At 62.6% G+C, this 26,810-nt stretch carries 31 protein-coding genes; 13 read left to right on the top strand and 18 right to left on the bottom strand.

The features are described 5' to 3' along the window. Positions 1 to 44 precede the first annotated feature (44 nt). Positions 45 to 644 (top strand): hypothetical protein, encoded by a 600-nt coding sequence (locus G6N82_RS01755; RefSeq protein WP_165193135.1) that lies wholly within the window; start codon positions 45 to 47, stop codon positions 642 to 644. Here the strand turns inward: G6N82_RS01755 and G6N82_RS01750 are convergent. The 6 genes from G6N82_RS01750 to G6N82_RS01725 form a co-directional block, all read right to left on the bottom strand. Then, positions 641 to 1,864 carry a TCR/Tet family MFS transporter gene (locus G6N82_RS01750; protein WP_165193133.1) on the bottom strand — a complete coding sequence of 408 codons (1,224 nt, stop codon included), beginning with the start codon at positions 1,862 to 1,864 and terminating at the stop codon, positions 641 to 643. The genes G6N82_RS01755 and G6N82_RS01750 overlap by 4 nt on opposite strands. Continuing rightward, positions 1,861 to 2,268 carry a DUF3052 family protein gene (locus tag G6N82_RS01745; RefSeq protein WP_165193130.1) on the bottom strand — a complete coding sequence of 136 codons (408 nt, stop codon included), beginning with the start codon at positions 2,266 to 2,268 and terminating at the stop codon, positions 1,861 to 1,863. The genes G6N82_RS01750 and G6N82_RS01745 overlap by 4 nt, the downstream gene beginning before the upstream one ends. 1 nt (position 2,269) lies before the next feature. Continuing rightward, positions 2,270 to 2,599 carry a DUF6122 family protein gene (locus G6N82_RS01740; protein ID WP_165193127.1) on the bottom strand — a complete coding sequence of 110 codons (330 nt, stop codon included), beginning with the start codon at positions 2,597 to 2,599 and terminating at the stop codon, positions 2,270 to 2,272. A 115-nt stretch (positions 2,600 to 2,714) separates the two neighbouring features. Continuing rightward, positions 2,715 to 4,961 (bottom strand): phosphoribosylformylglycinamidine synthase subunit PurL, encoded by a 2,247-nt coding sequence (gene purL / locus G6N82_RS01735; protein WP_165193125.1) that lies wholly within the window; start codon positions 4,959 to 4,961, stop codon positions 2,715 to 2,717. Between the two features lie 27 nt (positions 4,962 to 4,988). Beyond that, positions 4,989 to 5,651 (bottom strand): hypothetical protein, encoded by a 663-nt coding sequence (locus tag G6N82_RS01730; protein ID WP_165193123.1) that lies wholly within the window; start codon positions 5,649 to 5,651, stop codon positions 4,989 to 4,991. A 3-nt stretch (positions 5,652 to 5,654) separates the two neighbouring features. Then, the gene (locus G6N82_RS01725) at positions 5,655 to 6,059 is read right to left on the bottom strand and encodes a DUF2177 family protein (protein WP_165193121.1); all 405 of its coding nucleotides are present in this window, start codon (positions 6,057 to 6,059) and stop codon (positions 5,655 to 5,657) included. Positions 6,060 to 6,119: 60 nt separating this feature from the next. Between G6N82_RS01725 and G6N82_RS01720 the strand changes: the two genes are divergently transcribed. From G6N82_RS01720 to tgt, 9 genes are all read left to right on the top strand, one after another. Then, positions 6,120 to 6,401 (top strand): exodeoxyribonuclease VII small subunit, encoded by a 282-nt coding sequence (locus tag G6N82_RS01720; protein WP_165193119.1) that lies wholly within the window; start codon positions 6,120 to 6,122, stop codon positions 6,399 to 6,401. 4 nt (positions 6,402 to 6,405) lie between these two features. Further along, positions 6,406 to 7,311, top strand: coding sequence for a polyprenyl synthetase family protein (locus G6N82_RS01715; protein WP_165193117.1), 906 nt, complete (start codon positions 6,406 to 6,408; stop codon positions 7,309 to 7,311). Beyond that, on the top strand, positions 7,308 to 7,799 hold the full coding sequence (coaD, locus tag G6N82_RS01710) for a pantetheine-phosphate adenylyltransferase (RefSeq protein ID WP_165193115.1): 492 nt from the start codon (positions 7,308 to 7,310) through the stop codon (positions 7,797 to 7,799). The genes G6N82_RS01715 and coaD overlap by 4 nt, the downstream gene beginning before the upstream one ends. 97 nt (positions 7,800 to 7,896) lie before the next feature. Continuing rightward, positions 7,897 to 8,589 carry a peptidylprolyl isomerase gene (locus G6N82_RS01705; RefSeq protein WP_165197857.1) on the top strand — a complete coding sequence of 231 codons (693 nt, stop codon included), beginning with the start codon at positions 7,897 to 7,899 and terminating at the stop codon, positions 8,587 to 8,589. 108 nt (positions 8,590 to 8,697) lie between these two features. Further along, positions 8,698 to 9,732, top strand: coding sequence for a tRNA preQ1(34) S-adenosylmethionine ribosyltransferase-isomerase QueA (queA, locus tag G6N82_RS01700; RefSeq protein WP_165197855.1), 1,035 nt, complete (start codon positions 8,698 to 8,700; stop codon positions 9,730 to 9,732). Between the two features lie 10 nt (positions 9,733 to 9,742). Then, positions 9,743 to 10,687 carry an ABC transporter ATP-binding protein gene (locus G6N82_RS01695; protein ID WP_165193113.1) on the top strand — a complete coding sequence of 315 codons (945 nt, stop codon included), beginning with the start codon at positions 9,743 to 9,745 and terminating at the stop codon, positions 10,685 to 10,687. Further along, the gene (locus G6N82_RS01690) at positions 10,684 to 11,448 is read left to right on the top strand and encodes an ABC transporter permease (protein ID WP_165193111.1); all 765 of its coding nucleotides are present in this window, start codon (positions 10,684 to 10,686) and stop codon (positions 11,446 to 11,448) included. The genes G6N82_RS01695 and G6N82_RS01690 overlap by 4 nt, the downstream gene beginning before the upstream one ends. A 155-nt stretch (positions 11,449 to 11,603) precedes the next feature. Further along, the gene (locus G6N82_RS01685; RefSeq protein ID WP_165193109.1) at positions 11,604 to 12,143 is read left to right on the top strand and encodes an outer membrane beta-barrel protein; all 540 of its coding nucleotides are present in this window, start codon (positions 11,604 to 11,606) and stop codon (positions 12,141 to 12,143) included. A gap of 117 nt (positions 12,144 to 12,260) precedes the next feature. Beyond that, positions 12,261 to 13,388 (top strand): tRNA guanosine(34) transglycosylase Tgt, encoded by a 1,128-nt coding sequence (gene tgt / locus G6N82_RS01680; protein WP_165193107.1) that lies wholly within the window; start codon positions 12,261 to 12,263, stop codon positions 13,386 to 13,388. Here tgt and G6N82_RS01675 read toward each other — a convergent pair. Next, positions 13,385 to 14,011 (bottom strand): NAD(P)H-dependent oxidoreductase, encoded by a 627-nt coding sequence (locus G6N82_RS01675; protein WP_165193105.1) that lies wholly within the window; start codon positions 14,009 to 14,011, stop codon positions 13,385 to 13,387. The two genes, tgt and G6N82_RS01675, sit on opposite strands and share 4 nt — an antisense overlap. Before the next feature lie 90 nt (positions 14,012 to 14,101). Next, on the bottom strand, positions 14,102 to 14,716 hold the full coding sequence (gene rpsD, locus G6N82_RS01670) for a 30S ribosomal protein S4 (RefSeq protein WP_165193103.1): 615 nt from the start codon (positions 14,714 to 14,716) through the stop codon (positions 14,102 to 14,104). A gap of 219 nt (positions 14,717 to 14,935) precedes the next feature. On the opposite strand from rpsD, the gene G6N82_RS01665 reads away from it, so the two are divergent. Next, positions 14,936 to 15,247 carry a chorismate mutase gene (locus G6N82_RS01665; RefSeq protein WP_165193101.1) on the top strand — a complete coding sequence of 104 codons (312 nt, stop codon included), beginning with the start codon at positions 14,936 to 14,938 and terminating at the stop codon, positions 15,245 to 15,247. Here the strand turns inward: G6N82_RS01665 and G6N82_RS01660 are convergent. The 10 genes from G6N82_RS01660 to G6N82_RS01615 form a co-directional block, all read right to left on the bottom strand. Next, the gene (locus G6N82_RS01660) at positions 15,237 to 15,965 is read right to left on the bottom strand and encodes an RNA methyltransferase (RefSeq protein ID WP_165193099.1); all 729 of its coding nucleotides are present in this window, start codon (positions 15,963 to 15,965) and stop codon (positions 15,237 to 15,239) included. The genes G6N82_RS01665 and G6N82_RS01660 overlap by 11 nt on opposite strands. Continuing rightward, on the bottom strand, positions 15,949 to 16,419 hold the full coding sequence (gene nrdR, locus G6N82_RS01655) for a transcriptional regulator NrdR (RefSeq protein WP_165193097.1): 471 nt from the start codon (positions 16,417 to 16,419) through the stop codon (positions 15,949 to 15,951). The genes G6N82_RS01660 and nrdR overlap by 17 nt, the downstream gene beginning before the upstream one ends. Before the next feature lie 8 nt (positions 16,420 to 16,427). Next, positions 16,428 to 16,646, bottom strand: a complete 219-nt coding sequence (locus G6N82_RS01650) for a hypothetical protein (RefSeq protein WP_165193095.1) — start codon at positions 16,644 to 16,646, stop codon at positions 16,428 to 16,430. A gap of 3 nt (positions 16,647 to 16,649) precedes the next feature. Further along, on the bottom strand, positions 16,650 to 17,960 hold the full coding sequence (glyA, locus tag G6N82_RS01645; RefSeq protein WP_277601952.1) for a serine hydroxymethyltransferase: 1,311 nt from the start codon (positions 17,958 to 17,960) through the stop codon (positions 16,650 to 16,652). Then, entirely contained in the window at positions 17,957 to 18,421 is a 465-nt protein-coding gene (gene rpiB / locus G6N82_RS01640) for a ribose 5-phosphate isomerase B (RefSeq protein ID WP_165197851.1), read from the bottom strand. The genes glyA and rpiB overlap by 4 nt, the downstream gene beginning before the upstream one ends. 812 nt (positions 18,422 to 19,233) lie before the next feature. After that, positions 19,234 to 19,857 carry a ParA family protein gene (locus tag G6N82_RS01635; protein WP_165193093.1) on the bottom strand — a complete coding sequence of 208 codons (624 nt, stop codon included), beginning with the start codon at positions 19,855 to 19,857 and terminating at the stop codon, positions 19,234 to 19,236. Between the two features lie 76 nt (positions 19,858 to 19,933). Further along, positions 19,934 to 20,437: a hypothetical protein gene (locus G6N82_RS01630; RefSeq protein ID WP_165193091.1), complete on the bottom strand. Its 504-nt coding sequence runs from the start codon at positions 20,435 to 20,437 to the stop codon at positions 19,934 to 19,936. A gap of 48 nt (positions 20,438 to 20,485) precedes the next feature. After that, positions 20,486 to 22,561, bottom strand: coding sequence for an RNA polymerase sigma factor RpoD (gene rpoD, locus G6N82_RS01625; RefSeq protein ID WP_165193089.1), 2,076 nt, complete (start codon positions 22,559 to 22,561; stop codon positions 20,486 to 20,488). Between the two features lie 9 nt (positions 22,562 to 22,570). After that, the gene (gene dnaG / locus G6N82_RS01620) at positions 22,571 to 24,454 is read right to left on the bottom strand and encodes a DNA primase (protein ID WP_165193087.1); all 1,884 of its coding nucleotides are present in this window, start codon (positions 24,452 to 24,454) and stop codon (positions 22,571 to 22,573) included. 12 nt (positions 24,455 to 24,466) lie between these two features. Beyond that, entirely contained in the window at positions 24,467 to 24,919 is a 453-nt protein-coding gene (locus tag G6N82_RS01615; protein WP_165193085.1) for a GatB/YqeY domain-containing protein, read from the bottom strand. A 156-nt stretch (positions 24,920 to 25,075) separates the two neighbouring features. Here G6N82_RS01615 and carA point away from each other — a divergent pair, with 156 nt between their 5' ends. Together carA and G6N82_RS01605 are read left to right on the top strand one after the other, a co-directional pair. After that, the gene (gene carA / locus G6N82_RS01610) at positions 25,076 to 26,266 is read left to right on the top strand and encodes a glutamine-hydrolyzing carbamoyl-phosphate synthase small subunit (protein ID WP_165193083.1); all 1,191 of its coding nucleotides are present in this window, start codon (positions 25,076 to 25,078) and stop codon (positions 26,264 to 26,266) included. A gap of 53 nt (positions 26,267 to 26,319) precedes the next feature. Continuing rightward, entirely contained in the window at positions 26,320 to 26,799 is a 480-nt protein-coding gene (locus G6N82_RS01605) for a hypothetical protein (RefSeq protein WP_165193081.1), read from the top strand. Positions 26,800 to 26,810 lie beyond the last annotated feature (11 nt).

Raw genomic sequence — 26,810 nt, 5'->3', positions numbered from 1 at the left:
GGTGATCCACTGGGAAAGCACAGTTTTTCAGGAAGGTAAAGGTAATGAGCGACGGCAGGATGGTTGGTGGAGTGGTGGCGGGATGGCTGGTGGCCGGGGCTTCGGTACTGGCATTCGTGCTGATGGCAAACCATCCCAGCGGAGGCGATTATGGCACGATCTGGACGCCTATCGTCCACGGGGGATTGCTGTTCTTCATGCTTCTCCAAACTGCCGGGATGCTTGCGATCTGGCGTGAGCTTGACGAGCGCCTGCCCGCGACAATCGGACTGGTCGCCTTTGTCGCCGGACAGGCGGGCGGCATGATCGCCGGGACAATCAACGGCTTCGTGGTACCAGGCCTGTGGCGCTATCCCGAAGCGGAGATCGGGAGAGATATCGGCCGACTTGCCTGGGAAATGAACCAGTCCTTCGCCATGCTCGGCGCAGTCTCGACAGGTATATCGTTTGCCCTTTTTGGCGTGGCGCTATGGCGCATGGGCTGGCACTGGGTGGCCGGGTTGGGTGTGCTGGTGGGCACGGCCACGGCATTTCACCTCGCCAGCGGCATGATCGGGATGGACTTGCACGGTGCCCTGCTTACCTATCTGCCGCAGATCGCATGGCTTGTGCTGTTCGGCGCAGCTGCAGCGAGGCCGCGCTAGTTCGTAGCCAGAGCGATCCGCGCGAGGTTCCAGCGCAGGGCGGCAAGGGCCACCAGCAGGATCACGACTGACAGCAGGAACGGCGCGCCGGGGAAAAACAGCCCCTGTTCGTCGGCATAGGCGCCGAACAGACCCGTCATCACGATCGGCCCGACAATACTGGTCAGGCTGACCATCGAAGCGATCGCACCCTGCAATTCTCCTTGCGCATCATCCGAAATGCGCTCCGTCATCAATTGCTGCATGGCGGGGAAGGTCAGCCCGGCAAAGCTACCGAATACGATCCCCACGATCATGGCCCAGCTGCCCGGCGCAAAGGCGAACAGGACATAGGCGGGGATCGCGAACAGGAACCCGAAGACCGTGGTGGCCTTGGCACCGAAGCGGGTGATGCACGGGCCGGTCAGGCCGCCTTGAACGATCGCAAGCAACAAGCCGTAAAGCGCCACGCTCAGGCCGATCGCCAGTTCTCCCCAACCAAAGGCGAGGACGTTGTAATAGGCCCAGACCGAGAAGGTCGATTGCGACGCCAGCTGCATCAGGAAGATGATGCCAAGGAAGGCGAGCACGACTGGCGTCTTGGCCATCTGGATGATCGTTCCGAAGGGGTTGGCGCGGGCCATCGTGAAGTGCCTGCGCTTCTCTACCGGCAGCGTTTCACGCAGCAGGAAATAGCCCACGGCGGCGCCGATGAAGCACAAAATGGCCGCAGCGATGAAGGGCAAGCGTTCGCCATAGCTGCCCAGGACGCCGCCGATCGCGGGCCCGATCACGAACCCGCTGGCACCCGCTCCGCCTAGGATGCCGAAATACTTGCCGCGCTCCTCGCGCTTCGCCACATCGGCGACGCAGCTGTTCGCGGCAGCCCAGCTTGCCCCCATCACGCCCGCCATCAGCCGCCCGACGAACAGCCACCACAGTTCCGGCGCCCAGGCCATGATCACATAGTCGATCCCCAGCAGGAACAGCGTCAGCAGCAGCACCGGTCGCCTGCCGTAACGGTCCGACAGCCCGCCCACCAGCGGCGCGAACAGGAACTGCATCAGCGCATAGGCGAACAGCAGCCAGCCGCCGATTTCGGCGGTGCGGTCGATGCTTTCGCCCGTGAGCGTCTCAAGCAGCGTCGGCATTACCGGGATGATCAGCCCGATCCCGACCATGTCGATAAAGACGATGAAGGCGACGAGGCTTAGCGTCGTCTTCGTGCCTGGCGCGGTCATCGCAACTCCTTGCGGATCACGAGCTTGAGGCCGGACCAGGTCTCGTCCACCGCGCAGACCTTGGTGTCGACCAGCCCCAGCGGCAGGCAGACCTCGCGGATGGTGTCCTCTTTGATATCGGTTTCGACTTTCGAGACTTTCTTGGGCCAGCTGACCCAGATATGGCCGTCCCTGGCGATCTGGTGGCGAAGCGAGGCGAGCAGGCGTTCGAGCTCGGCGCGCTCGCTCACGAAGATGTGCGCCGCATCGATCCCTTCCGCCGGATAGCCAACGAAGGTCAGCTCGAGCGCATATTCGTCGATCTCGTCCTGCACATGGTCGGGCATGGCATGAAACCAGCAGCGCTGCCCGTCGCGCAGTGATAGCTTCTTGGCGAGCGGCGCCCCTGAATAACCTTCTGTCATCTCACATGTTTTGCATCAGGCAATCGCCATAGTCGACCGCCAAATGCCACAATGCCCCAATTCCCAGCGCGCGCACCCACCATTTCGGCACGCCCAGCATCAGCAGATAGGCGATCGCAGCCTCCCAGCCGTGGAGCAGGTGGAAGCCGATGCTGCAGCGATCGGGATCGAAGATCGGGTCCGCCAGCAAGTGATCGAGGTCGATCAGGTTTGCAGCGGCGATGACGAGACCCGCGCGCTTCCAGTCGGAACGCCACAGCAACCATGCGAAGACGAAGGGCACCAGCCAGTGCCCGCCGTAATGCAGGATGGGCTGGAGGAGGTCTGACACCCTAACTCGTCATCGCGAGGAGGGCGTCAGCCCGACGCGGCGATCCATGTTGCGAGGCATCATGATGGATTGCCGCGCCTTGCTGGCGCAAGGCTCGCAATGACGGGTGGAAGGCTCACCCCTCCATCCAGTCGCGGAAGAAGCTCTGATGCGCTTCGCGCAAGTCAGCGAGCTTCACGCCCAGCAGGCTGTCACCACCAACTGTGCCGATGCGGCGGAAGCCGATCTGCGCGGTCTCGGCATTCTCCGTGCCCTTGGCAAGCGCCGCATTGAGCGCTTCGGTATCGGGAACCGAGACGACATAGCGGCCCTGGTCTTCGCCGAACCACCACTGCGCTGCGGTGTAATCCGCGTTGGCTTCGACCTCTGCGCCGAGCCCGCCCGCCAACGCCATTTCCGCGAGCGCGACCGCAAGGCCGCCATCCGAAAGGTCATGCACGGCGTTGACCAGCCCGTCGGCAATCAGTTCGTGGATGATCATGCCGGCATTGCGCTCGATGACGAGGTCGGTGGGCGGGGTGCGGCCTTCGTCGCGGCCATGGACCACGCTGAGCCACAGCGACTTGCCGAGGTGCGAGCGGGTCGGGTCAGGGCGCGCCCAGAATTCGGGGCCGACGAGGTAGAGTGTGTCACCGGCGTTCTTGAAGCCCAGCGTCATCATCTGCCCATAATCGTCGATGATGCCCACGCCGCCGATGGCCGGGGTAGGGAGGATGGCGGAGCCACCGCCGGTCGCCTTGCTTTCGTTATAGAGGCTGACGTTGCCGCTCACGATCGGGAAGTCGAGCATGCGGCAGGCATCGCCCATGCCTTCGAGCGCGTGGACCAGCTGCGCCATGATCTCGGGGCGCTGCGGGTTGGCGAAATTGAGGCAGTTGGTCACCGCCAGCGGGCGCGCGCCAACCGCGCAAAGGTTGCGATAGGCCTCGGCAATCGCCTGCTTACCGCCCTCGTAGGGATCGGCATAGACGTACCGCGGAGTGCAATCAGTGGTGATCGCCAGCGCTTTTTTCGTGCCGTGGATGCGCACCACGCCGGCATCGCCGCCGGTTTGCAGCGTGTCGCCCATCACCTGGCTGTCATACTGCTCGTAAATCCAGCGCTTGCTGGCGAGGTTGGGGCTGGCCATCAGCTTGAGCAGGTCCGCGCCGACATCCGCACTGTCGGGCCGGTCGGTCATCGGCTTTACCCCGGCCCAGACGGCATATTCCTCTTTCGAGAGATAGGGGCGGTCATACAGCGGGGCATCGGCAGCGAGCGGGCCGAGCGGGATGTCGCACACCACCTCGCCATTGAACTCGAGCACCATGTGCTGCGTGTCGGTGACTTCGCCGATGACTGCGAAATCGAGCTCCCACTTCTTGAAGATCGCCTCCGCCATGGCTTCCTTGCCGGGCTTCAAGACCATGAGCATCCGCTCCTGGCTCTCGCTCAGCATCATCTCATACGGCGTCATGCCCTCTTCGCGGCATGGCACCTTGTTCATGTCGAGGCGGATACCTGCCTTGCCATTGGTCGCCATTTCCACGCTGGAAGAGGTGAGGCCCGCTGCGCCCATGTCCTGGATCGCGACGATGGCATCGGTCGCCATCAGTTCCAGGCAGGCCTCGATCAGCAGCTTCTCGGTGAAGGGATCGCCCACCTGCACGGTAGGGCGCTTGGCTTCGGCATCTTCGCCGAAATCGGCGCTGGCCATGGTCGCACCGTGGATCCCGTCACGCCCGGTCTTCGAACCGACATAAACGATCGGATTGCCGACGCCGGTCGCGGCGCTGTAAAAGATCTTGTCGGCATCGGCGAGGCCGACGGTCATCGCATTGACGAGGATGTTGCCATCGTAGGCGGCATGGAAATTGGTCTCGCCGCACACGGTCGGCACGCCCACGCAATTGCCATAGCCGCCGATCCCCGCGACCACGCCTTTGACGAGGTGCTGCATCTTGGGATGGTCAGGCCGGCCAAAGCGCAGTGCATTGGCATTGGCGATGGGCCGCGCGCCCATGGTGAAGACGTCGCGCAATATGCCGCCCACGCCAGTCGCCGCGCCTTGATAAGGTTCGATATAGCTGGGGTGGTTGTGGCTCTCCATTTTGAAGATCGCCGCCTGTCCGTCACCGATGTCGATAACGCCGGCGTTCTCCCCCGGGCCGCAGATAACCCAGGGCGCCTCGGTCGGCAGTTTCTTGAGGTGCAGGCGCGAGCTCTTGTAGCTGCAATGCTCGCTCCACATCACCGAAAAGATGCCCAGTTCGACCAGGTTCGGCTCGCGCCCCAGCGCATGCAGGACGCGCTCATATTCCTCCGGCGAAAGGCCGTGCTGTTCTACGATTTCGGGCGTGATGTGCGAGGTCAAGGTAGCCATGCCCGCGCCCTTAGCGCCAGAGCGTCGCTATCGCCAGTCCCGTGCGTGCTTGTGCCAGCGATTGTCCCCGACCCACCAGGCCAGCGCAGTGATCACGCCAAAGGCAATGAGTGCGGTCAGCGGCAGCCAGATCGAATATTCGGTTGGTTGCGGGCCAAACCAGCTTATCGCCTGGAACAGCAGCATCACGGCAATCAGGACAAGCGGCGGGCCGATCGGGCCCTTGGTGGCGCGTATGTATCCATAGAAAGCGAGCACAGTGATGCCGAGTTCGAGCGGGATTTCGATCCAGGGATAGTTCCACAAGCCCCAGCCCATCTTTGTGTCGCCGCCGGCGAGGGTTAGGTCGGGGCGGTGAACCACCAGGTCAAGCAGCCAATGGCTAACGACGACGAAGCCGGTCCAGAATGCTGCCGCAGTGCTGCGTAGTGTAAAGCCGATGATCAGCGCAAAAAAGCCTGCGAAAATCAGCGTGCCCAGCAGACTGTGCGTATAGGGCATGTGGTAGAGGTCGAGCGGGTTCATCACCGTGATGCCCGGCGTGATCCGGGCCTGCTCCACACCCACCATGAAAAACAGCATGAAGGCCCAGTCGACCAGCTGCGCGGCGACGAAAAGCGTGCCCAGCCTTGGCGCGCGCGGGCTGACAGCGGCGGCGACGAAGGCAGGGGCGAAATGTCCGACGAACACGGGCTAACTCGCGAATTTCAGCGTCACCCAGGTCGCCACGGCGCTGGCGGTTGCCGTCGCAAACGCGCCCCAGGCAATGTCGATCACGCTGACATGGGTGGACCAAACCTTGAACACGGCCTGGCTGGTAAGATCGAAAGTTGCATAACACAGCGCGCCGAGCAGAGCGCCGTTGAGCACCGCAGCGCTTACCTGGCCGCTTTCGATTCCGGGGCGAATCGCAAACCACACCATGCCCGCCAGGTAGATCAGGTAGAACGCGGCGGCGGGCACCACCCGGAATTCCTCTGCCATGATCTCGCCGATCACCGGGCGATACAGGTTGGGTCCCGCCCATCTCAGCCAGATCGAATCGAGGATGCCAAAGGCGATTGCGGCGGCGATGTAGGCGATTATCCACTTGCTCATCGGCTATTCCCCCGTTTGTGTTGCTGACTGACAACTTGACCGCCCGCGCCGCGGCGGTCAATGCTCGCGCGTCATTCGAAAAGGACCATCACCATTTCCGACACGAGCGATATTTCCCAACTCTCCTTCGAGCAGGCGCTGATTGCGCTGGAAGAGATCGTGCAGCAGCTGGAAAGCGGCAATGTGCCGCTTGACCAGTCGATTGCGCTCTACGAACGCGGCGAGGCCTTGCGCAAGCACTGCCAGAAACGCCTCGACGATGCGCAGGCGCGGATCGAACGGATCGTGACCGATGCTTCGGGTGCAGCGGTTGGCACCGCACCGTTCGATTCCGAAAGCTAGACACATGGCCGGGGGGAGCGATCACAGCCTTTTGAAGGACGGGTTGGCGCAGGTGCAGCGCGAGGTCGACAGCGTGTTCGACGCGCTGTTGCCGGTGCCGCAAGACACGCGCGCGCGACTGGTGGAGGCGATGCGCTATGCCGCCATCGGTGGCGGCAAGCGGGTGCGCCCGTTGCTGCTGGTCAGCACTGCCGAACTGTTCGGGGTCGATCGCGACCGGGCGCTGCGGGCGGCCTGCGCGGTCGAGGCGATCCATGTCTATTCGCTGATCCATGACGACCTGCCGTGCATGGACGATGACGATTTGCGCCATGGCAAACCCACGCTGCACAAGGCCTTCGACGAGGCCACCGCCGTGCTGGCGGGCGATTCGCTGCATGCGCTGGCTTTCGAGATCCTCGCCGATACGGAAACCAGCACCGATCCTTTCACCCGCTCCGAACTGATCATGACGTTGGGCAAGGCCAGCGGTTGGGACGGCATGGCCGGCGGCCAGATGATGGACATGATGGCGGAAGGATCGGATTACGATCTCCACACCATCACCCGGCTGCAGCAATTGAAGACCGGCGCGCTGCTCGCTGCCTCGGTGGAAATGGGCGCGATCATGGGTCATGTGCCGCCCGAGGGGCGCCATCACCTGCGCGCCTATGCCCGTGACATTGGCCTCGCTTTCCAGATTGCGGATGACTTGCTCGATGTCGAGGGGGACGCAGAGAAGGCAGGAAAGGCGCTGCGCAAGGATGAGAGCCAGGGCAAGCAGACTTTCGTGACGCTGATGGGCGTCGACAAGGCGCGAGAGCAGGCGCGGGCGCTTGTCGACCAGGCCATCGCGCGGCTTGCCCCGCATGGCGATGACGCCCGTATGTTGGCCGCGGTCGCGCGCTATATCGTGGAGAGGGACAGATGACACATCGCATCGGGATCTACCCCGGCACGTTCGACCCGATTACGCTCGGCCATATGGACATCATCGAGCGCGGCGCGAAACTGGTCGACGAGCTGATCATCGGCGTCACCACCAATGCCGCCAAGTCGCCGATGTTTTCGGACGACGAACGGATCGCCATGGTCGAGCGCGAAGTGGCGAGCATCGGTGGCGCGAATATCCGTGTCGTGGGCTTCAGCTCGCTGCTGATGGATTTTGCCGAAAAGATGGGCGCTCAGGTGGTGATCCGCGGCATTCGCGGGGTGACCGACTTCGAATATGAATACCAGCTCACCGGCATGAACCGCCAGCTCAACCACGATATCGAAACGGTGTTCCTGATGGCCGATGTTGCGCTGCAGCCGATTGCCAGCCGCCTGGTCAAGGAAATCGCGATTTACGGCGGAGACATCTCCAAGTTCGTCACACCGCAGGTACGCGCAGATGTGATGGCCCGCGTTGCCAGATAGCTGTGCACCCGCGGCCGATCATTCATTGCGGCGACAGAGATGTGCGGCTAGACCGCAGCCCGAAATTCAAGGAACACAGGCCTTCGTGACGTCACCCATGCTGAAGAAATTTCTCCTTGCCGCTGCTTCGCTTGGCATGCTTGCTGCACCTCTTGCCGTTTCCGCGCAGGACGAGGCCGCGTCGGAAGAAGCGATGCCTGCACCGGCTGCGGCCGACCAGCGCAATTATGGCACGATCAGCTATGACGTGAGCGAAGACCCGGAGAATGTCTGGCTGCTGGACCTGTCCAATGGCGAGCGGGTGGCGATCCGCCTGATGCCCAGTTGGGCGCCGAACCATGTCGAGCGGATCAAGACGCTTACGCGGCAGGGTTTTTACGACGGGATCATTTTCCACCGCGTGATCGAAGGCTTTATGGCGCAGGGTGGTGACCCAACCGGCACTGGCCAGGGCGGTTCCGCGCTGCCGGACCTCAAGGCAGAGTTCAATCCGATGCCGCATATCCGCGGCACGGTGTCGATGGCGCGTGCGGCAAGCGAAGACAGCGCGAACAGCCAGTTCTTCATCGTGTTCTATCCGCGCTTCAGCCTGGACAAGCGCTACACCAACTTCGGCCGCGTGATCTCCAACATGGCCGCGGTCGATGCGATCAACCGGGGGGAGCCGCCCGCTAACCCGACCCGAATCGTGCAGGCCTCGATTGCGGCGGATGGCAAGCCGCGCCCGGCGGCACCCATGCCGCAGGCGGATGAGGAAATCACCGCTGACATGCTGAGCGCGCCGCTCTAATTCGCCCAAGGCCAGGTGATCTCCTGCGAAAGCAGGAGCGCAGAATTTTCGGTTTTTCACATTTGCTATGGGTTCCTGCGTGCGCAGGAACTCACTATGGCGCTGCCCATGCGCGTTGACCTGTTCGATTTCGAGCTTCCGCCAGAGCGGATTGCCTTGCGCCCGGTGCGCCCGCGCGATGCCGCGCGTATGCTGGTTGTGCGCGGGGAGGGGCCATTTGAAGACAGGGGCGTTCGCGACCTGCCGCAGCTGCTCAATCCTGGCGATGTGCTGGTGTTCAACGATACGCGGGTCATCCCGGCCCAGCTCGAAGGGCGCAGGGCGGGGGGCGAGGCCAAGATCGGCGCCACGCTGCACAAGCGCGAGGACTTGCGCCGCTGGATTGCCTTTATCCGCAATGCCAAGCGGCTGAAAGAAGGCGACCAGCTGGTGTTCGGCGGCGGGGTCACCGCCATTGCCGAAGCGCGCCATGCCGATGGCAGTTTCACACTGTTCTTCGAAGGCGAGGAGCCGGTCGAAGTGCTGCTCGACCGCGCCGGCACCATGCCGCTGCCACCTTACATTGCGGGCAAGCGCGGCGTCGATGCGCAGGATCGCGAGGATTACCAGACGATGTTCGCGGAGAAGGACGGGGCAGTTGCCGCGCCCACCGCCTCGCTCCATTTCACCCAGCGCCTGGTCGATGCCATCGATGCCGCCGGGATCCAGCGCGAGATGCTGACGCTGCACGTCGGCGCGGGCACCTTCCTGCCGGTGAAGGCCGACGATACCGACGATCACCAGATGCACGCCGAATGGGGCCGGATCACGCCCGAGGTGGCAGACCGGCTAAATGCCGCGCGCGCTGCTGGCGGACGGATCATCGCGGTGGGCACCACCTCGCTACGCTTGCTGGAGAGTGCGGCGCGCGAGGATCGCACCATAGCGCCGTTCGAAGGCGATACCGCGATCTTCATTACCCCCGGCTATCGCTTCAAGGGCGTGGATGGCCTGATGACGAATTTCCACCTGCCCAAATCGACCCTGATGATGCTGGTCAGCGCGCTAATGGGGCGTGAGCGGATGATGGCGGCCTATGCCCATGCAATCGCACACGAATATCGCTTCTATTCCTATGGTGACTCCTCGCTGCTCTTGCCCTAGATAAGTTGCAATGAGCGAACCTATCCTAGAGCTGCGCGGCCTCAGCAAGACCTATCCGGGCGGGCTGAAGGCGCTCGACAATGTCGACCTGGAAATCCGCAAGGGCGAGATTTTCGCGCTGCTCGGCCCCAATGGTGCGGGCAAGACCACGCTGATCGGCGCAGTGTGCGGGCTGGTGCGGCCGACCGGCGGCACGATGCGCGCCTTCGGGCACGATATGGCAACGGATTGGCGGCAGGCGCGGCGCCGGATCGGCCTGGTGCCGCAGGAACTCAGCACCGACATGTTCGAGCCGGTGATCCGCGCGGTCAGCTATTCGCGCGGGCTGTTCGGCCTGCCGCCGGACAAGAAACGGATCGAGGAAATCCTCAAGAGCCTGAGCCTGTGGGACAAGCGCAACGAGCGGATCATGGCGCTTTCGGGCGGGATGAAGCGGCGCGTCCTGATCGCCAAGGCGCTGGCGCACGAACCGGACCTGCTGTTCCTGGACGAGCCGACCGCCGGGGTCGATGTCGAACTGCGCAAGGGCATGTGGGCGATCATTGGCGAGATGCGCGCACGCGGCGTCACCATCATCCTTACCACCCACTATATTGAAGAGGCCGAGGAAATGGCCGATCGGGTAGGGATCATCAACAAGGGACGGATCATCACCGTCGATGACAAGGCGGCGATGATGGCGAAACTGGGCCGGACGGAGGCGCATATCGCGCTGGCCGCGCCGATGAGCGAGATACCGCCAGCCATCGCCGGCTTCCCGGTCGAGCTGGAGCATGGCGGCACTTCGCTGCGCTATCGCGGTGGCGACGGCACCGGCAAGGGCAAGGCCGAAGTCGCCGATCTGACCAAGGCGCTGACCCGCGCGGGGGTCGATTACATCGGGATCGACACGCGCGAGAGCAGCCTTGAGGAGATCTTCGTCTCGCTGCTCGATCACGGGGAAGTCGCAGCATGATTGCGTGGCGTTCAACCTGGTCGATCTACAAGCGCGAACTGGTGCGCTTCCTGCGCACGGCCTTCCAGTCGGTGCTGGCGCCCGTGCTCACGACATCGCTCTATTTCATCGTGTTCGGCGCGGCGATCGGTGGCCGCATGCCTGATCTTGGCGGGGTGGACTACGGCGCCTTCATCATTCCCGGCCTGCTGATGCTTACCCTGTTGGGGGAAACCACCAGCAATTCGAGCTTCGGCATCTACATGCCGCGCTTCACCGGCACGATCTACGAACTACTGAGCGCGCCGGTGGGCGTGGCGGAAACGCTGATCGGCTTCGTCGGCGCGGCGGCAACCAAGAGCCTGATCCTCGCTGCGATCATCCTCCTTACCGCGCGGCTGTTCGTCGACTATTCGATCGCGCATCCGCTGCTTTCGCTGGTCTATATCGTGCTGGTCGCGTCCGCCTTCAGCCTGTTCGGCTTTATCCTGGGCGTGTGGGCGGACAATTTCGAGAAGCTGGGCATTATCCCGATGCTGTTTCTCACTCCGCTAACCTTCCTTGGCGGGACATTCTACTCGATCGATATGCTGCCCAAGCCGTGGGACACGATCGCGCTTGCCAACCCGATCGTCTATCTGGTCAGCGGGCTGCGCTGGACCTTCTACGGCAGCGCAGACGTGAGCATCGGGATCAGCTTCGCGATCACTCTGGGCTTTCTGGCGGTTTGCGTCGCGATCATCGCTTACATCTTCAAGACGGGCTGGCGCCTAAGGGCATAGTTCCGGATCGGCTTGCCTGGCTTGCCATTCGTCGGCTTTGCCCGGCACTTCGTCGACGCTGTAAGTTTCTGAATTTGCGATTCATCTGCCAGCAATCCTGCGGGCATCACCTCCATGTCACGCCCGTTTTGGGCCAAAACAATGGAGGAAATTACATGCGTACCCCCCTTATCGCAGCTTCAAGCGCATTCGCTGCTGCGCTGGTCATTCCCACAGCTGCGAGCGCGCAAGATGGCGGCACGGCAGAACCCTTTGTCGGGCTGTCGGCCGGTTATCATGACCTTGGCGTGGACGATGACACATTCGATGTCGACGACAGCGGTGCTATTTTCGGCGTGGTTGCCGGGGTCGATTTCCCTGTAACAGAGAAGCTGTTTGTTGGCGCAGAGGCCAATTACCATTTCGGCACTGACGCGATCGACAATGAGTACGGCATTGCCGCAAGACTGGGCATCCGCACCAGCGAGAATTCCAAGATCTACCTGCGCGGCGGATATCAGGAGGTCGATCTGGACCTTGAGGCAATCCTTGATGCCGAGCTTCCCGAAGGCCTGCCGGATAGCGAGGGCGACTACATCGTAGGCGTTGGCGGCGAATTCGGCCTCGGCGGTCGCAATGCCGCCGTTCGTGTCGGCGTCGACACAATCTCTTTCGACTCGCTGCGGGCAACCGCAGGCGTCGTGTTCAACTTCTGAACCGGTTCGGTTCGAGTTGTATAAGGGTCGGAGGCTCAGCGCGCTTCCGGCCCTTTGCCATATCCCATGCGATTGGACGGGTGACATCGCGCGCCGCTGTCGCTAGCGGCTCTGGCGATGGCACAGCGCTTCGACTTCACTATCCATGCGACCGATGGCAAGGCGCGCACCGGCAGCATTTCGATGCTGCGCGGTGAAATCCGCACGCCCGCCTTCATGCCGGTGGGTACCGCCGCAACAGTCAAGGCGATGAAGCCGGAGAGCGTGCGTGCGACTGGCGCCGACATTATCCTCGGCAACACCTATCATTTGATGCTGCGACCGGGAGCGGAGCGGGTGGCGAGGCTTGGCGGCTTGCACCGCTTCATGAACTGGGATCGCCCGATCCTGACCGATAGCGGCGGCTACCAGGTGATGAGCCTCAGCGAATTGCGCAAGCTGACCGAGCACGGGGTGGAGTTTCGCAGTCATATCGATGGTTCGAAACACATGCTCACGCCCGAGCGCTCGATGGAGATCCAGCGCCTGCTTGGCAGCGACATCGTGATGGCGTTCGACGAATGCCCGCGCGCCGACCAGCCGCGCGATGTGATCGCCAAAAGCATGGAACTGTCGATGCGCTGGGCGAAGCGCAGCCGCGACGGGTTTGACAGTGGCGGCGAGCACGCCAGCCGCGCAGCCTTGTTCGGCATCCAGCAGGGCGCGCTGGACGAGGGCCTTCGCCGGATCAGCGCCGAAAAGCTGATCGAGATCGGCTTTGATGGCTATGCCGTGGGCGGGCTGGCCGTGGGTGAAGGGCAGGAGGCGATGTTCGCCACACTCGATTTCGCGCCGGACATGCTGCCGCGGGACAAGCCGCGTTACCTGATGGGCGTAGGCAAGCCCGATGATCTTGTCGGCGCGGTCGAGCGCGGGATTGACATGTTCGATTGTGTGCTGCCGACGCGTTCAGGCCGCAACGGGCAGGCGTTCACCTGGAGCGGGCCGCTTAACCTGCGCAATGCGCGCCATGCGGAGGATACCGGCCCGCTGTGCGAGCGCTGCACGTGCCCCACCTGCGCCACCTATTCGCGCGCCTATCTCCACCACTTGCAGAAATCGGGCGAGATATTGGGTGCGATGCTGGTGACCGAGCATAACCTGAGTTTTTATCAACAGCTGATGCAGGCGATGCGCGAGGCAATCGGGGAAGGGCGCTTTGCCGCTTTCGCAACCACCTTCCGGCGGGATTATTTTTCCGGTTAGCGCGTCAGGAAACGGTCGAGCCGCAACTGTTTCTTCGCCGGTTCGGCAACCCAGATCGAGCGCGCCAGCTTCTCGACACGTGATCGCCATTGCGGCATGCGCTTGTCGGCCGCGCCGCCCTTGACCGGCCCAAGCGAGAGAAACCGTACGGGCTTGAAGCCGCAAAAGCCCAGTACCTGGCGCTTCCAGCGCTTGACGATTGCATCGCCGTACATGAGCCGCAGGAAGAACGGCGGCGTGTCCATGGTCGCAATCACATCGGCGGAGCGGCCTTCCATCAGCCGGTCCCACCATTGGTCATTGTCGTGATATGCAAAGGTGAAGCCGGGCAGGAACACACGGTCGATCAGCCCCTTGAGCGGGGCAGGCTCGCTGCCCCACCACATCGGAAATGCAATGACCAGATGGTCGCAGGCGTCGAGCAACCCTGCAAAGGAATGGAGATCGTCTTCCCATTCAGTCCGCTTGGCATAGGCGTGATGCAAGACCGGGTCGAAGGCCAGATCGCGCACCGCAATTCGGGTAACCTTGGCATCGGATGGCAAGGCCGCCTGATACATATCGAGCACGTGGCTGGACAGCCGGGCGGCAGCCGGATGTCCGTCGATCAACAAAATTTCCATGGTGCTTTGACTAGCGAACCGCAGCGTGGGCCACAAACGAAAAGGGCGGCCCCGCAAGGCCGCCCTTCTGATAACTGGTTTTGAGACCGATTAGCGCGAGTAGAACTCGACAACCAGGTTCGGTTCCATGGTGACCGGATAGGGCACTTCGTCAAGCTTCGGCACGCGGGTGAAGGTCACCTTGTCGTTGCCGTCGGGCGAGACGTAGTCAGGAATGTCGCGCTCGGGCAGGCTCTGCGCTTCGATCACGAGCGCCATTTCCTTGGCCTTGCTGCCCAGACTGACGACATCGCCCACCACCACGCGGCGGCTCGCGATGTTGCACTTCACGCCGTTCACAGAGACGTGACCGTGCGAAACCAGCTGGCGGGCGGCGAAGATGGTCGGTGCGAATTTGGCGCGATAGACCACCATGTCCAGACGCTGCTCGAGAAGGCCGATCAGGTTCTGACCGGTGTCGCCCTTCATGCGCGACGCTTCCTGATAGGTGCGCTTGAACTGCTTTTCGGTGACGTCGCCGTAATAGCCCTTGAGCTTCTGCTTGGCGCGCAGCTGCAGGCCGAAGTCGGACATCTTGCCCTTGCGGCGCTGGCCGTGCTGGCCCGGGCCATAGGAACGCTTGTTGACCGGAGAATTCGGACGACCCCAGATGTTTTCGCCCATCCGGCGGTCGAGTTTGTACTTGGCGCTCTTGCGCTTCGACATAAGTCGTATCCTTCAATTTGCTGGGTCACCCCAATGGTGACCATTCAACCCGGCATCGCACCGCCTGACCTGTTGCCAGACGCGGCCACCGCTTCACCGGGATACGGGGCCAATTCGCGAAGGCGGGCGCATAGCAGGATTGGGCCCGAGGTCAAGCATCGTGTCTTGGTTGTACAGCCCCTCTCGACAAATGCGCCGCCACGCTTCACAGGGCGCGGCATGACCGAGACAATTACCTTGCCCGATCAATGCACCACCATGGCAGAGGTGCGCGCCGGCGTGGATGCGACCGATCGCGAACTGATGGCACTGCTCGATCGCCGCTTCGGCTATATGCGCGCGGCGGCGCGGATCAAGCCGACCCGTGAAAGCGTGCGTGACGAAGAACGCAAGGCTGCGGTGATCGCGGCGGCGGGGGCGGATGCCGAGGCTCGCGGGCTGCCGCGCGCCGCGATCGAAGCCATGTGGGGCCAGCTGGTGGAAGCGTCGATCGCCTATGAATTCGACGAATGGGATCGCGTCAGGGTCTAGCTTTCCGCTCCAGGCTCGAAAGCACGCCGCGCATTGTGCGCACCTGCAGATGATCCCAGCCCGGCTTCGTCAGGACAGTGCGAAGCGTCCGGCGGGTCGCTTCGGCGCGCGCTTCAGGCAGGAAATAGCCCTTGGGTTCCAGCATTCGTTCAAGGTGTGCGATCAACCCGTCGAGGTCGGCTTGCGGGGCGGGGGGGAGGACCTCATCCTCGGCGGTCGGCTGAACGACATCGGCCTGTTTCGACCACTCATAGGCGCAAAGGATTACTGCCTGGGCCAGGTTGAGCGATCCGAATTCCGGGTTGATGGGCACCGTCAGGATCGTGCGCGCCAGCGCTACATCCTCGGTTTCCAGCCCGGATCGCTCCGGCCCGAACAGGATCGCGCTTTTGCCCGGCTCGGCATGGATAGCGCGGCCGGCCTCGTCCGGGCCGACGACCGGCTTGGTCACGCCGCGCTTGCGTACGGTGGTGGCATAGACATGCGCGCAATCCGCCACCGCCTCAGCCGTTGTCTCGTAAACGCGCGCGCGTTCGAGCACGATATCGGCGCCGGCGGCGGAAGGGCCGGCGTCAGGATTGGGCCAGCCATCGCGCGGCGCAACCAGTCGCAACTCCGTGAGCCCGAAATTCAGCATGGCACGCGCGGCCTTGCCGATATTCTCGCCCAATTGCGGGCGCACCAGCACGATCGCTGGCTGGTTACTTTGTGCCGTCATGCGCCGCTTCCTGCACGGTGCTGGCGAATTCCTCGAAATCCTTGGCTTCGCTGAAATCGCGATAGACGCTGGCGAAGCGGATATAGGCGACGCTGTCGATCTGGCGGAGGCCGTTCATCACCATTTCGCCGATCCGCGACGAAGGAACTTCGGCGTCACCCGCAGTTTCAACCTGGCGCTGGATACCCGAGACGAGCTGGTCGATCCGCTCCTGGTCCACGCCGCGCTTGCGGCAGGCCAGCGCCACCGACTGCTCAAGCTTGCCGCGATCGAACGCCTCGCGCCGGTCACCGGATTTGACCACGGTGACTTCGCGCAATTGCACGCGTTCGAAAGTGGTGAAGCGCGCACCACAGCTGGAACACTGGCGACGGCGCCGGATCGAGGCATTATCCTCGGTCGGGCGGCTGTCTTTTACCTGCGTGTCGTCATGGGCGCAAAAAGGGCAGCGCATTCAGAGCCTTATTTCTTGATTCTCTGATACAGCGCAAAACCCGCACCAGCCGCCAGGCCGACGGGCCAGGTCACGACCGGCAGCAATGCCGCAGCAACTGCGCCGATCGCAGCGCCGGTGAGAACAGGCTTGGTCGAGGGGTGCTTGACCCCCTGTTTGGCCATGCCGACCACTTCGTCCTTCGCATCGTCAAAGATACTGCGCTCTTCAGGTGAATTCTCGCTCATGGTTCAACCCTCCGGATAGACGGGGAAGGCAGCGCACAGTTCGGAAACGCGGCTGCGCACGCTTTCCTCTACCTGAGCATCGCCCTCGGGGCCGTTTTTGGCAAGCCCGTCGACGACTTCGGCGATGAGTTTGCCGACCTTGCGGAATTCAGCCGGGCCAAAGCCGCGCGTGGTCCCCGCCGGAGTGCCCAGGCGGATGCCGCTGGTCACAAACGGGCTGCGCGTGTCGTAGGGAATGCCGTTCTTGTTGCAGGTGAGCCAGGCGCGATCGAGGCCCTTTTCCGCGTCCTTGCCCGTTACATTCTTGGCCGTGAGGTCAACCAGCATCGAGTGATTATCCGTGCCGCCGGACACGATCCGCAGGCCGTTTTCCTCAAGGCTGGCGGCCAGCGCGCGCGCATTCTCAACCACCGCGTGAGCATAGGTCTTGAAATCGGGGCGCAGCGCTTCGAGGAACGCCACCGCCTTGGCCGCGACGACATGCATCAGGGGGCCACCCTGCAGGCCGGGGAACACCGCCATGTTGATCGGCTTGGTCAGTTCCTCGTCATTCCACAGGATGATGCCTGACCGCGGGCCGCGCAGGCTCTTGTGCGTGGTGCTGGTCACGATATGCGCATGCGGGAAGGGCGAAGGGTGCGCGCCGCCGGCGACCAGGCCCGAGATGTGGCTCATGTCGCACAGCAGGTAAGCGCCCACTTCGTCCGCAATCTCGCGGAAGCGCTTGAAATCCCAGGTGCGCGAATAGGCGGTGCCGCCGCAGATGATCAGCTTGGGCTTGTGCTCGCGCGCGGTGGCGGCAACTTCGTCCATGTCGATCCGCTCGTCATCCTTGCGCACGCCATAGCTGACCGGATTGAACCACTTGCCGCTCATGTTGACCGGCGAGCCATGCGTCAGGTGCCCGCCCGAATTGAGGTCAAGGCCCATGAAGGTGTCGCCGGGTTGCAGTAGCGCCAGAAACACGGCCTGGTTCATTTGCGAGCCGGAGTTGGGCTGGACGTTGGCGAAATTGCAGCCGAACAATTGCTTGGCGCGCTCGATCGCCAGCGTTTCGACCACATCGGCATAGTCGCAGCCGCCGTAATAGCGCTTGCCCGGATAGCCTTCGGCATATTTGTTGGTGAACACGCTGCCGGTCGCTTCAAGCACTGCCTTGGAGGCGATGTTCTCGCTCGCGATCAGTTCGATCTTGTCCTGCTGGCGCTTCAATTCCTTGGAGACGGCGGCCGCCACCTCCGGATCGGCATCAGCCAGGCTGTCATGCCAGAAGCGGTGCATGATGCTGTTGTTCTGGGAAGGCGCAGTGCTCATTGCAGGGGCTCGATCGTGTCAGTGTCAGACGGAGGGTTGGATAGCTTGTCGACGCGGCGCTGGTGGCGGCCACCGGCAAACTCCGTGTCGAGGAAGGTTTCGACGCAGGCCTTCGCCATTTCGATACCGGTCAGCCGGGCGCCGAGCGCAATGACATTCGCGTCATTGTGCTCCCGCGCCAGGGCGGCAGAAAGCGGCTCGGATACCAGCGCGCAGCGCACCAGCGGGTGGCGGTTGACGCTGATCGAAATGCCGATGCCCGATCCGCACAGAGCGATGCCGCGTTCGGCGGTGCCTTCAGCAACCACTGCGGCCAGCTTGTAACCATAGTCGGGATAATCGACGCTCTCCGTCGAGTGCGGGCCAAGGTCGGCCACTTCATGGCCAAGCTCGATCAGCCATTCGGCAAGCTCGGCCTTGAGGTCGGTGGCGGCGTGGTCAGAGGCGATGGCGATGCGCATGCGGGCGACATAGGGAAGGCGAGCGATTCCCGCCACCCCTGTGACGCGGTTTTTCCCTGCCCGCGCGCTGGGCCTCAGCGCGGTGGTGCTGGGGGTGCCGGAGGCGCAGGGGGGCAGGATGGGGGCCATAATCGGTGGCTCGTAGCTGTCAGTTGCCGCACCATCATAACTTGATCGCTGCTCGGCCTGGTATTGCCTGATCCGCCGGTCCCATTCGGTCATGATCGGATCGAATTCGGTCTGGAGCGAGGCGAGGAAGCGCTGGTTTGCAGCGGCGACTGCCGGATCCTCCAGCAGCTTCATGCTGGCGCCAAGGTAATGCTTGCCCGCCGGCGTTTCGGCAAATTTGCGGATCTGCACGAGTTCGCTGGCCGAGAATTCGCGGACATAGGCCTGCGCCATGGCATGCGCCATGTCGTCTCCGAACGTATCGATGACGGGCTGCAGTCGCTCAGGAAGATAGGCCATGAAGTCATCGAACAGCCGGGACATTTCCGGGTCATTGGTATCGAGCAGGCCCGATTGGACCATTTGTTGGCCGATGACTTTCATCACGCGCTGCATGCTGGCTGTCCGGTCAGACGCCGGCACTACTGCCTGCACGATGACCTTGGCGTCTTCCAGTTCGGCGAGTTCTGCCTTACTGGCCTGTGCCTGCGCAGCCGATGGAATAAAGGCAAGGGCGCTCGCCAGGGCGGCCGCACGGATTTTGAAAGGCATGATCGATCCCCGTCGATGAAGGCAAACCCTGATTATCGGGGACCAGGCGATAAGCGCCAGCGTGGCGGTGTAGTAGTGCAGCTTGGGTGCGGCTACTTCAGCTGGCGCGCGGCCCATTTCCAGAGTGCTGCCGCTTCGGCCGCGGCCTTGCCTTCGGCGTCGATTTCGGAGGCGACTTCGCCCTTGGCGGAAGAGCGGTGGAAATCCGCGCGCTCGCCGAAGGTTACTGGGCAGGTTTTCAGACCAAGGCTCTTGGCGGTTTCGGTCGCTTCGGCGACTTGCCTGGTCGCACCCGACGGCACAGCATTGAGCACGACGAAAGCCGGTTTTCCGGCGAATTCGACCATTTCGGCTACAGCTTCGAGGGCGTGAAGGTCAAAGGCGCGCGGGCGTGAAGGGATCAGCACCAGGTCCGCCGCCTTGATTGCTTCGCGCATCGCCGCCTCGGCATGGGGCGGGGTGTCGATCACGACGACCTGCACGTCGTCTTGTTTGTGCGCGCGCTCGATCGTCTTGGCGAGCCGGGCCGGCGGGCTGGTCACCACCAGCGGGAAGAAATCGCCACGCCAGTCACCCCATGCGGCTGCGGTGGCCTGCGGATCGGTGTCGATCACGCAGGCCGGCTTTTTGGCCTGCGTCGCGCTGGCGGCGAGGTGCAGGGCGATGGTGGTCTTGCCGGATCCGCCCTTTTGGCTGATAATGGCAATGGTTGGCATGGCTGTACTTCCCTTCGGCTACGCATTTTGTTGCACTGCACAATGAACTTGCCAAGAGGGAATGGCGGCGGCGGGGCTATTTTCCCACAAGCCAAGGCACTTCGGCAAAGGCCTTGGCATCGTATCGGCGCCGGAAATGGCGGTGGAGCGCGCCGATCCCGCCTCGCGTCAGCTGGGGGTGGATCGTGAATGTGCCAGCCTTGCTGAGCACGATTGTATCGCCAAACAATCCGCGTCCGCGAATTTCCATGATCTGGGATTTGGGAACACGTTCACCGCCGATCTCAATTTCCCCCTTCGAAAGGGTGAACATCTGGGGTCGGCGGTAATATTTGAGCATGCGGGCAAAGACGAAGAGAAACCAAAGGAACGCGAGCCAGCATAACGTCAGGATGAGCCATACAGGCGTGCCTTTCCAGCCGGATGAACCGGCGGAGATTTCGAACGAGCCGGTGCCGAACGCCAAGTATAGCGAACCGAGCGGAATGATCCCGAATACCGAGACCGCTAACGGTAAAAGTATCCGGGTCCGCATTGAGACCCGGAACACCTCGGCCGGATCTTCGGCGCTTGCGTTCATCACAATCCTCGCACGGTCCAGATTGTAACGCTTGAATCTTGCGCCAGCTTACTGATCCAGGAAGCTACGCATCTTCCGCGAGCGGCTCGGGTGCTTGAGCTTCCTAAGCGCCTTGGCTTCGATCTGGCGGATACGTTCGCGGGTCACACTGAACTGCTGGCCGACTTCCTCCAGCGTGTGATCGGTGTTCATGCCGATGCCGAAACGCATGCGCAGCACGCGCTCTTCACGCGGGGTGAGCGAGGCCAGAACCCGTGTCACGGTTTCCTTGAGGTTCGCCTGGATCGCGGCATCGACCGGGATCACGGCATTCTTGTCCTCGATGAAATCGCCCAGGTGCGGATCTTCCTCGTCGCCGATGGGCGTTTCGAGGCTGATCGGCTCCTTGGCGATCTTCATCACCTTGCGCACCTTTTCGAGCGGCATGGAAAGCCGCGCGGCCATTTCTTCCGGCGTCGGTTCGCGGCCTTCCTCGTGCAGGAACTGCCGCGACGTGCGCACCAGCTTGTTGATCGTTTCGATCATATGGACCGGGATGCGGATGGTGCGGGCCTGGTCGGCGATCGAGCGGGTGATCGCCTGCCTGATCCACCAGGTGGCATAGGTGCTGAACTTGTAGCCGCGGCGGTATTCGAACTTGTCGACCGCCTTCATCAGGCCGATGTTGCCTTCCTGGATCAGGTCGAGGAACTGCAGGCCGCGGTTGGTGTATTTCTTGGCGATCGAGATCACCAGGCGCAGGTTTGCCTCGACCATTTCCTTCTTGGCGATACGCGCCTCGCGCTCACCCTTCTGCACCATGTTCACGATGCGGCGGAGTTCGGGCAGCGACATGCCGGTCTGGCTGGCGATATCGGCGATTTCGGCGCGGATGCGTTCGATTGCGTCAGCTTCCTTCTCGGCGAAGGCAGCCCATTTCTTGTCCTTCTTGGCGAATTCCTTGATCCACGCATCGTCAAGCTCGTTGCCGACATAGGCGCTCAGGAAGTCGATCCGCTTCACCTTGTGGCGTTCCGCCAGGCGCAGCATCTGCCCGCCCAGCGCGGTAAGGCGGCGGTTGAAGGCATAGAGATTGTCGACCAGGAATTCGATCTTGGTCGCGTGGAATTGCACGCTCTCGACCTCGGCGGTGAGGTCTTCGCGCAGCTTTTCGTACTTGTTTTCCTTGGCCTTCGGGAATTCATCGCCGGCGGCCAGCGTTTCGACCCGCTCTGCCTGCAGCTTCTCGAACGTCTTGAACAGCGAGGTAATGCGCGCGAAGCGCTCCAGCGCTTCGGGCTTCAGCGCAGCTTCCATCTGCGCCAGCGACATGGTGTTGTCTTCCTCGTCGTCATCGTCGCGACGTTTGCTGGCGCGCTCCTCGCCGTCTTCGTCCTCGTCGTCGCTGTCCTCTTCCTCGTCTTCGACCTCATCGTCGTCGCGGATGGTCGGGCCGGCGGTCGCTTCCGAGATCTCGCCGTCGTCGTCGTCATCCTCGGCGTCATCGGCCAGCTTGTCGGCGGGCGGCTCTTTCGAGAGCATGGCATCGAGATCGAGGATCTCGCGCAGCTGCATTTCCTCATTGTTGAGCGCTTCGGACCACTGGATGATGGCGTGGAAGGTGATCGGGCTTTCGCACAGCCCCATGATCATCATGTCACGGCCAGCCTCGATCCGCTTGGCGATGGCGATTTCACCTTCGCGGCTGAGGAGTTCCACCGCGCCCATTTCGCGCAGGTACATGCGCACCGGATCATCGGTGCGGTCGCCGGTCGCGGTTTTCTTGGCGGCAGCAGAGGCGGCGGGCTTCTTCGCGCTGGGCTTGGAGCCGTCGTCATCGTCCTCGTCATCGTCGCTATCGTCGTCGTCGACGCCCATTTCCTCGACATCGGGATCCTGGTCGGCTTCGGCCTCTTCGTCATTCTCGACGATCTGTACGCCCATTTCGCTCAGCGCGGTCTGGATATCCTCGATCTGGTCGGGGCTCATCTCGCCCGAAGGCAGCGCTTCGTTAAGCTCGTCATAGGTGACATAGCCGCGCTTCTTGGCCTTGCTCAGCAGCTTCTTGATCGATGCTTCGTTGAGGTCGATCAGCGGGGCATCATCGTCTTTGGTGCCTGCGCTGCTCTTTGAATTTGACGCCATAGGTCCGTGTCAGTCCGTTTCCAGGTCGGAGACCGGCTCGTCAGCCGGCTCGCGAGAAATTTCATTGCCAGCCACCGTAGCGGCCTTCTTGCGCCCGAAATGCATCAGGCGGGTATCCAAAGCGGAAAGCCGTTCCCGCAGTCGGTTTTGCTCGGCGATCGACCCTTCCGGATCATCGTCGAAACGCGCAGTGGCCGCTGCAATAGCGGCCTTGAGCGCTGGTTTTTCAACCAACAGCGACACAGCTTCAGCCAGTTCCTCGCACGCATCTACCGGGTTGGTGCCTTCTCTCAGGAAAGCGTAGCGGTTTTGATCCGGTGGGGCGGGAAGGCCTTGCGCCACTGATATGGCCATGTCGGCGCGCGAATCAAGCGTTTCCGACAGTTCCAGCAGAGTTTCGACAGTTTCGGCCATGCGCGGCTCGAACCGGGCCAACCGCCCGAGGGATTCGGTGTGGCGGCGGATTTCGCCTGGATGGCGGACAAGGCCATGAATCACCGCGCTGGCAAGGTCGCTGCGCGCGCCGCCGGAAATGGCCTTGCGCAGCCTGGCCGCGACATCACCGGCAAGCCGCTGCGGCGCCTGCTGCCAGCCCGGGCGGGCCGGGCCGTTCCATTGCCGCTGCGGGCGCGGCGGGAAGGCAAAATCGGAATAGAGTTGCAGCAGCTCGCGGCGATAGAGCGCGCGGATGTCTGGGTGCTGGATCGCTTCGGTATGCGCGATCAGTCGCGCCTTGAGCCCGGCCTTGTCCTCTGGTGTGCGCAGTTCCTGTGCGTCGCGTTCGAAGGTCCACAGCGTGTCGAGCAGGTTTGCTGGCTGTTCGAGCAGTCGCTCCATCGCCGCCTTGCCCTGCTGCCTGATCAGATCATCGGGATCGAGCCCGGTGGGCAGGCGCACAATCCCCAGGCTCTTGCCCGGTTGCAGCATGGGCAGGGCGCGGCCGATTGCCCGCATCGCCGCGCGCTGGCCCGCCGCATCGCCATCGAAGCACAGCACCGGTGCATCGACCATGCGCCACAGCATGGTCAGCTGGTTCTCGGTCAGCGCGGTACCCAGTGGCGCGACTGCGTCGGTAATCCCGGCATTGGCCAGCGCGATCACGTCCATATAGCCTTCGACCACGACCATGCGGCCCGTCTGGCGACTGGCGGGGCCGGCGCGGTGCAAATTGTAGAGCGTGCGCCCCTTGTCGAACAAAGGCGTGTCGGGTGAATTGAGATATTTCGCCACGCCATCGCGGGCTTCCAGGATCCGCCCGCCGAACGCGATCACGCGGCCGCGCGCATCATGGATCGGCAGCATCAGCCGGTCACGAAAGCGGTCATAGGGTGGCTTATCATCGACCGAGATCAGCAGTCCGGCCTCGACCAGCATGCCCTCGTCGAACTGCGCCAGCGCACCCTTCAGCGCCACCTTGCTATCTGGTGCATAGCCGAAGCCGAATTCGCGCATGACGGCAGACGAAAAACCGCGTGACTTGAGGTAATCGCGCGCCGCCGCGCCCTCGCTGGCGAACAAATTCTCCACGAACCAGCCTTGCGCCGCCTCGGTCACATCGACCAGGCCGGCGCGCTGCTCCGCCCGCTGAGCGGCCACAGGATCGGGGCGGGGGACTTCCATCCCGGCCTGCTGCGCCAGCTCCTTCACCGCATCCATGAACTGCAAGCCGCGCTGGTCGGTCATCCAGCGGATCACATCGCCATGCGCGCCGCAGCCGAAGCAGTGGTAGAAGCCCTTCTCGTCATTGACGGTGAAGCTGGGCGACTTCTCGTTGTGGAACGGGCAGCACGCCTTCCACTCGCGGCCCGCGCGCTGCAGCTTGGTCGTGCGCATGATGACGCTGGAAAGCGTCACCCGTGCACGCAATTCGTCAAGCCACTGCGGGGAAAGCATCGGCGGACAGTATTAGGAAAGCGCCGCTTTCACCAGCCCGCTGGCCTTGCCCATGTCGAGCTGTGCACCGTGGCGTGCCTTCAGCTCGGCCATCACGCGGCCCATGTCCTTGATAGAGCTGGCGCCAAGCTCGCCCTTGATCGCTTCGATCGCGGCGGCGGTGTCGGCCTCGCTCATCATTGCCGGCAGGAATTCCTCGATCACCGCCAGTTCGGCGCGTTCCTGCGCGGCCAGTTCCTCGCGCCCGCCCTGTTCATACAGCTCGATCGATTCGCGGCGCTGCTTCGCCATCTTCTGCAGCACTTCCACCACCAGGTCGTCATCGGCGATTTCCTTGGTCGAGGTGCGCATCTCGATGTCGCGGTCCTTGATCTTCGCCCCGATCAGGCGAAGCGCGGCGGTACGATCCTTTTCGCCTGCCTTCATGGCGGTGATGGTGGCGGCCTTGATGTCGTCGCGAAGCATGGAATCGGTCCTTTATTCTCGTGTTGGCGGGGCAGATAGGGTTTATGCCCCGAATAGTCGATATTTCTCCCCATGCGGTTGACGCGCCCGCCCCGCATGGCTAGCGGCTGGGACTTAGCGACATTGCCGGAAAACCCCTGACTCGGAGAGCCCAATATGGCTTCTGCTGCCTCTCGTCCTGCGCAACCAAAGGGTGCGACGGGAGTCCTCGTTCTGGCCGATGGCACGGTGATCTGGGGCAAGGGCTTCGGCGTTAGCGGAGCGGCGGTGGGCGAGGTGTGCTTCAACACCGCGATGACCGGCTATCAGGAGGTGATGACCGATCCCAGCTATGCCGCGCAGATCGTCACCTTCACCTTCCCGCATATCGGCAATGTCGGCGCGAACCCGGAAGATATCGAAAGCAAGGTGGAGGGCGTGGTCGGCTGCGTGGTGCGCGAGGATGTGACCCAGCCGAGCAATTTCCGCAGCCTGCAGGGTTTCACCGAATGGATGGCGGCGAATGGCAAGATCGGGCTTAGCGGGGTCGATACCCGCGCGCTGACGCGGCGGATCAGGTTGGCGGGCGCCCCCAATGCGGTGATCGCGCATGATCCGAACGGCAAGTTCGATATTCCCGCGCTGCTCAAGCGGGCACAGGAATGGGCGGGCCTCGAAGGGATGGACCTGGCCCAGGTTGTGACGCGAGCGGGCCAAGAGGATTGGGCCGGGGCCGACTGGGCGCTTGGCGAAGGCTATCGCACGATGGGAACGGGGGGGGCGGAAGACCGCCCGCATGTCGTCGCCATCGATTACGGCGCGAAGGACAATATCTTCCGCAATCTGGTGAAGGCAGGGGCGAAGGTCACCGTGGTTCCGGCCAAGACTTCGCTTGATGAAATCCTCGCGCTCAAGCCCGATGGCGTGTTCCTTTCCAACGGGCCGGGCGATCCGGCGGCAACCGGCGAATATGCCGTGCCGGTGATCAAGGGCCTGCTCGATCGCGATATCCCGCTTTTCGGCATCTGCCTCGGCCACCAAATGCTGGCGCTGGCGGCGGGCGCGAAGACCACCAAGATGCACCAGGGCCACCGCGGCGCGAACCATCCGGTCCAGCGCGTGGGCGAGGGCTGGGGCGAGACGACTGGGCTGGTCGAAATCACCAGCATGAACCACGGCTTCGCGGTCGATGCGGATACGCTGCCGCCCGAGGTGGAGCAGACTCATGTTTCGCTGTTCGATGGATCGAACTGCGGCATTTCGATCAAGGGCAAGCAGGCGTTCGGCGTGCAATACCACCCCGAGGCGAGCCCCGGCCCGCAGGACAGCTTTTACCTGTTCGAGAAGTTCGTGGGGATGTTGGGGTGATGAGAGGGACTGCGGGTCTTATTGTCGGAACGTCATTATTGCTGGGATGCTCTATGAGCAGCCCACAACCGCCCCTTGCTGACTTTTCTGAAGCAGATTCTCGTTTGGTTGCGACGAAGGTTTCTCAACATTTGGTGGAAGGAGAGGCCCCAATTTTCTTTTGTGGGGAGCCCATTGGTCTCGCAATCCACTCCTTCGCTTGGGACGAAGGACTGCAAGAAGACAGAATTGGCGATGGATACACGGTCTTCACTGAAAAGCCCGATGGGACGGCGGACATTATTTGGTACGGCACGAGCAGCGGAACGATAAGAACCACCGAAGATGGGGGGAACATCCGTCGACTCAAATCCATTGACGGTCGGGATCTTGACTCGTGGCTTGTTGACTACCCGAGATATGGAATCTCAGAGAATTTTGCCGTTCTAGAATCCCCCGACGGCGAATTATTCGCTTTTCAATCGACCTTCAAACTCAACGCTCCAACTGGGCAAAGCGCGCGATTGTTTCGCGCCAAGTGCAAGCGTGCATGAAGTGAAAGTAT

Source organism: Altererythrobacter sp. BO-6 (assembly GCF_011047315.1).
In the GTDB taxonomy this organism is placed as follows: Bacteria; Pseudomonadota; Alphaproteobacteria; order Sphingomonadales; family Sphingomonadaceae; genus Erythrobacter.
Note: the sequence above shows the minus strand (reverse complement) of the source record. Positions and strands in the feature narration are given on the sequence as shown.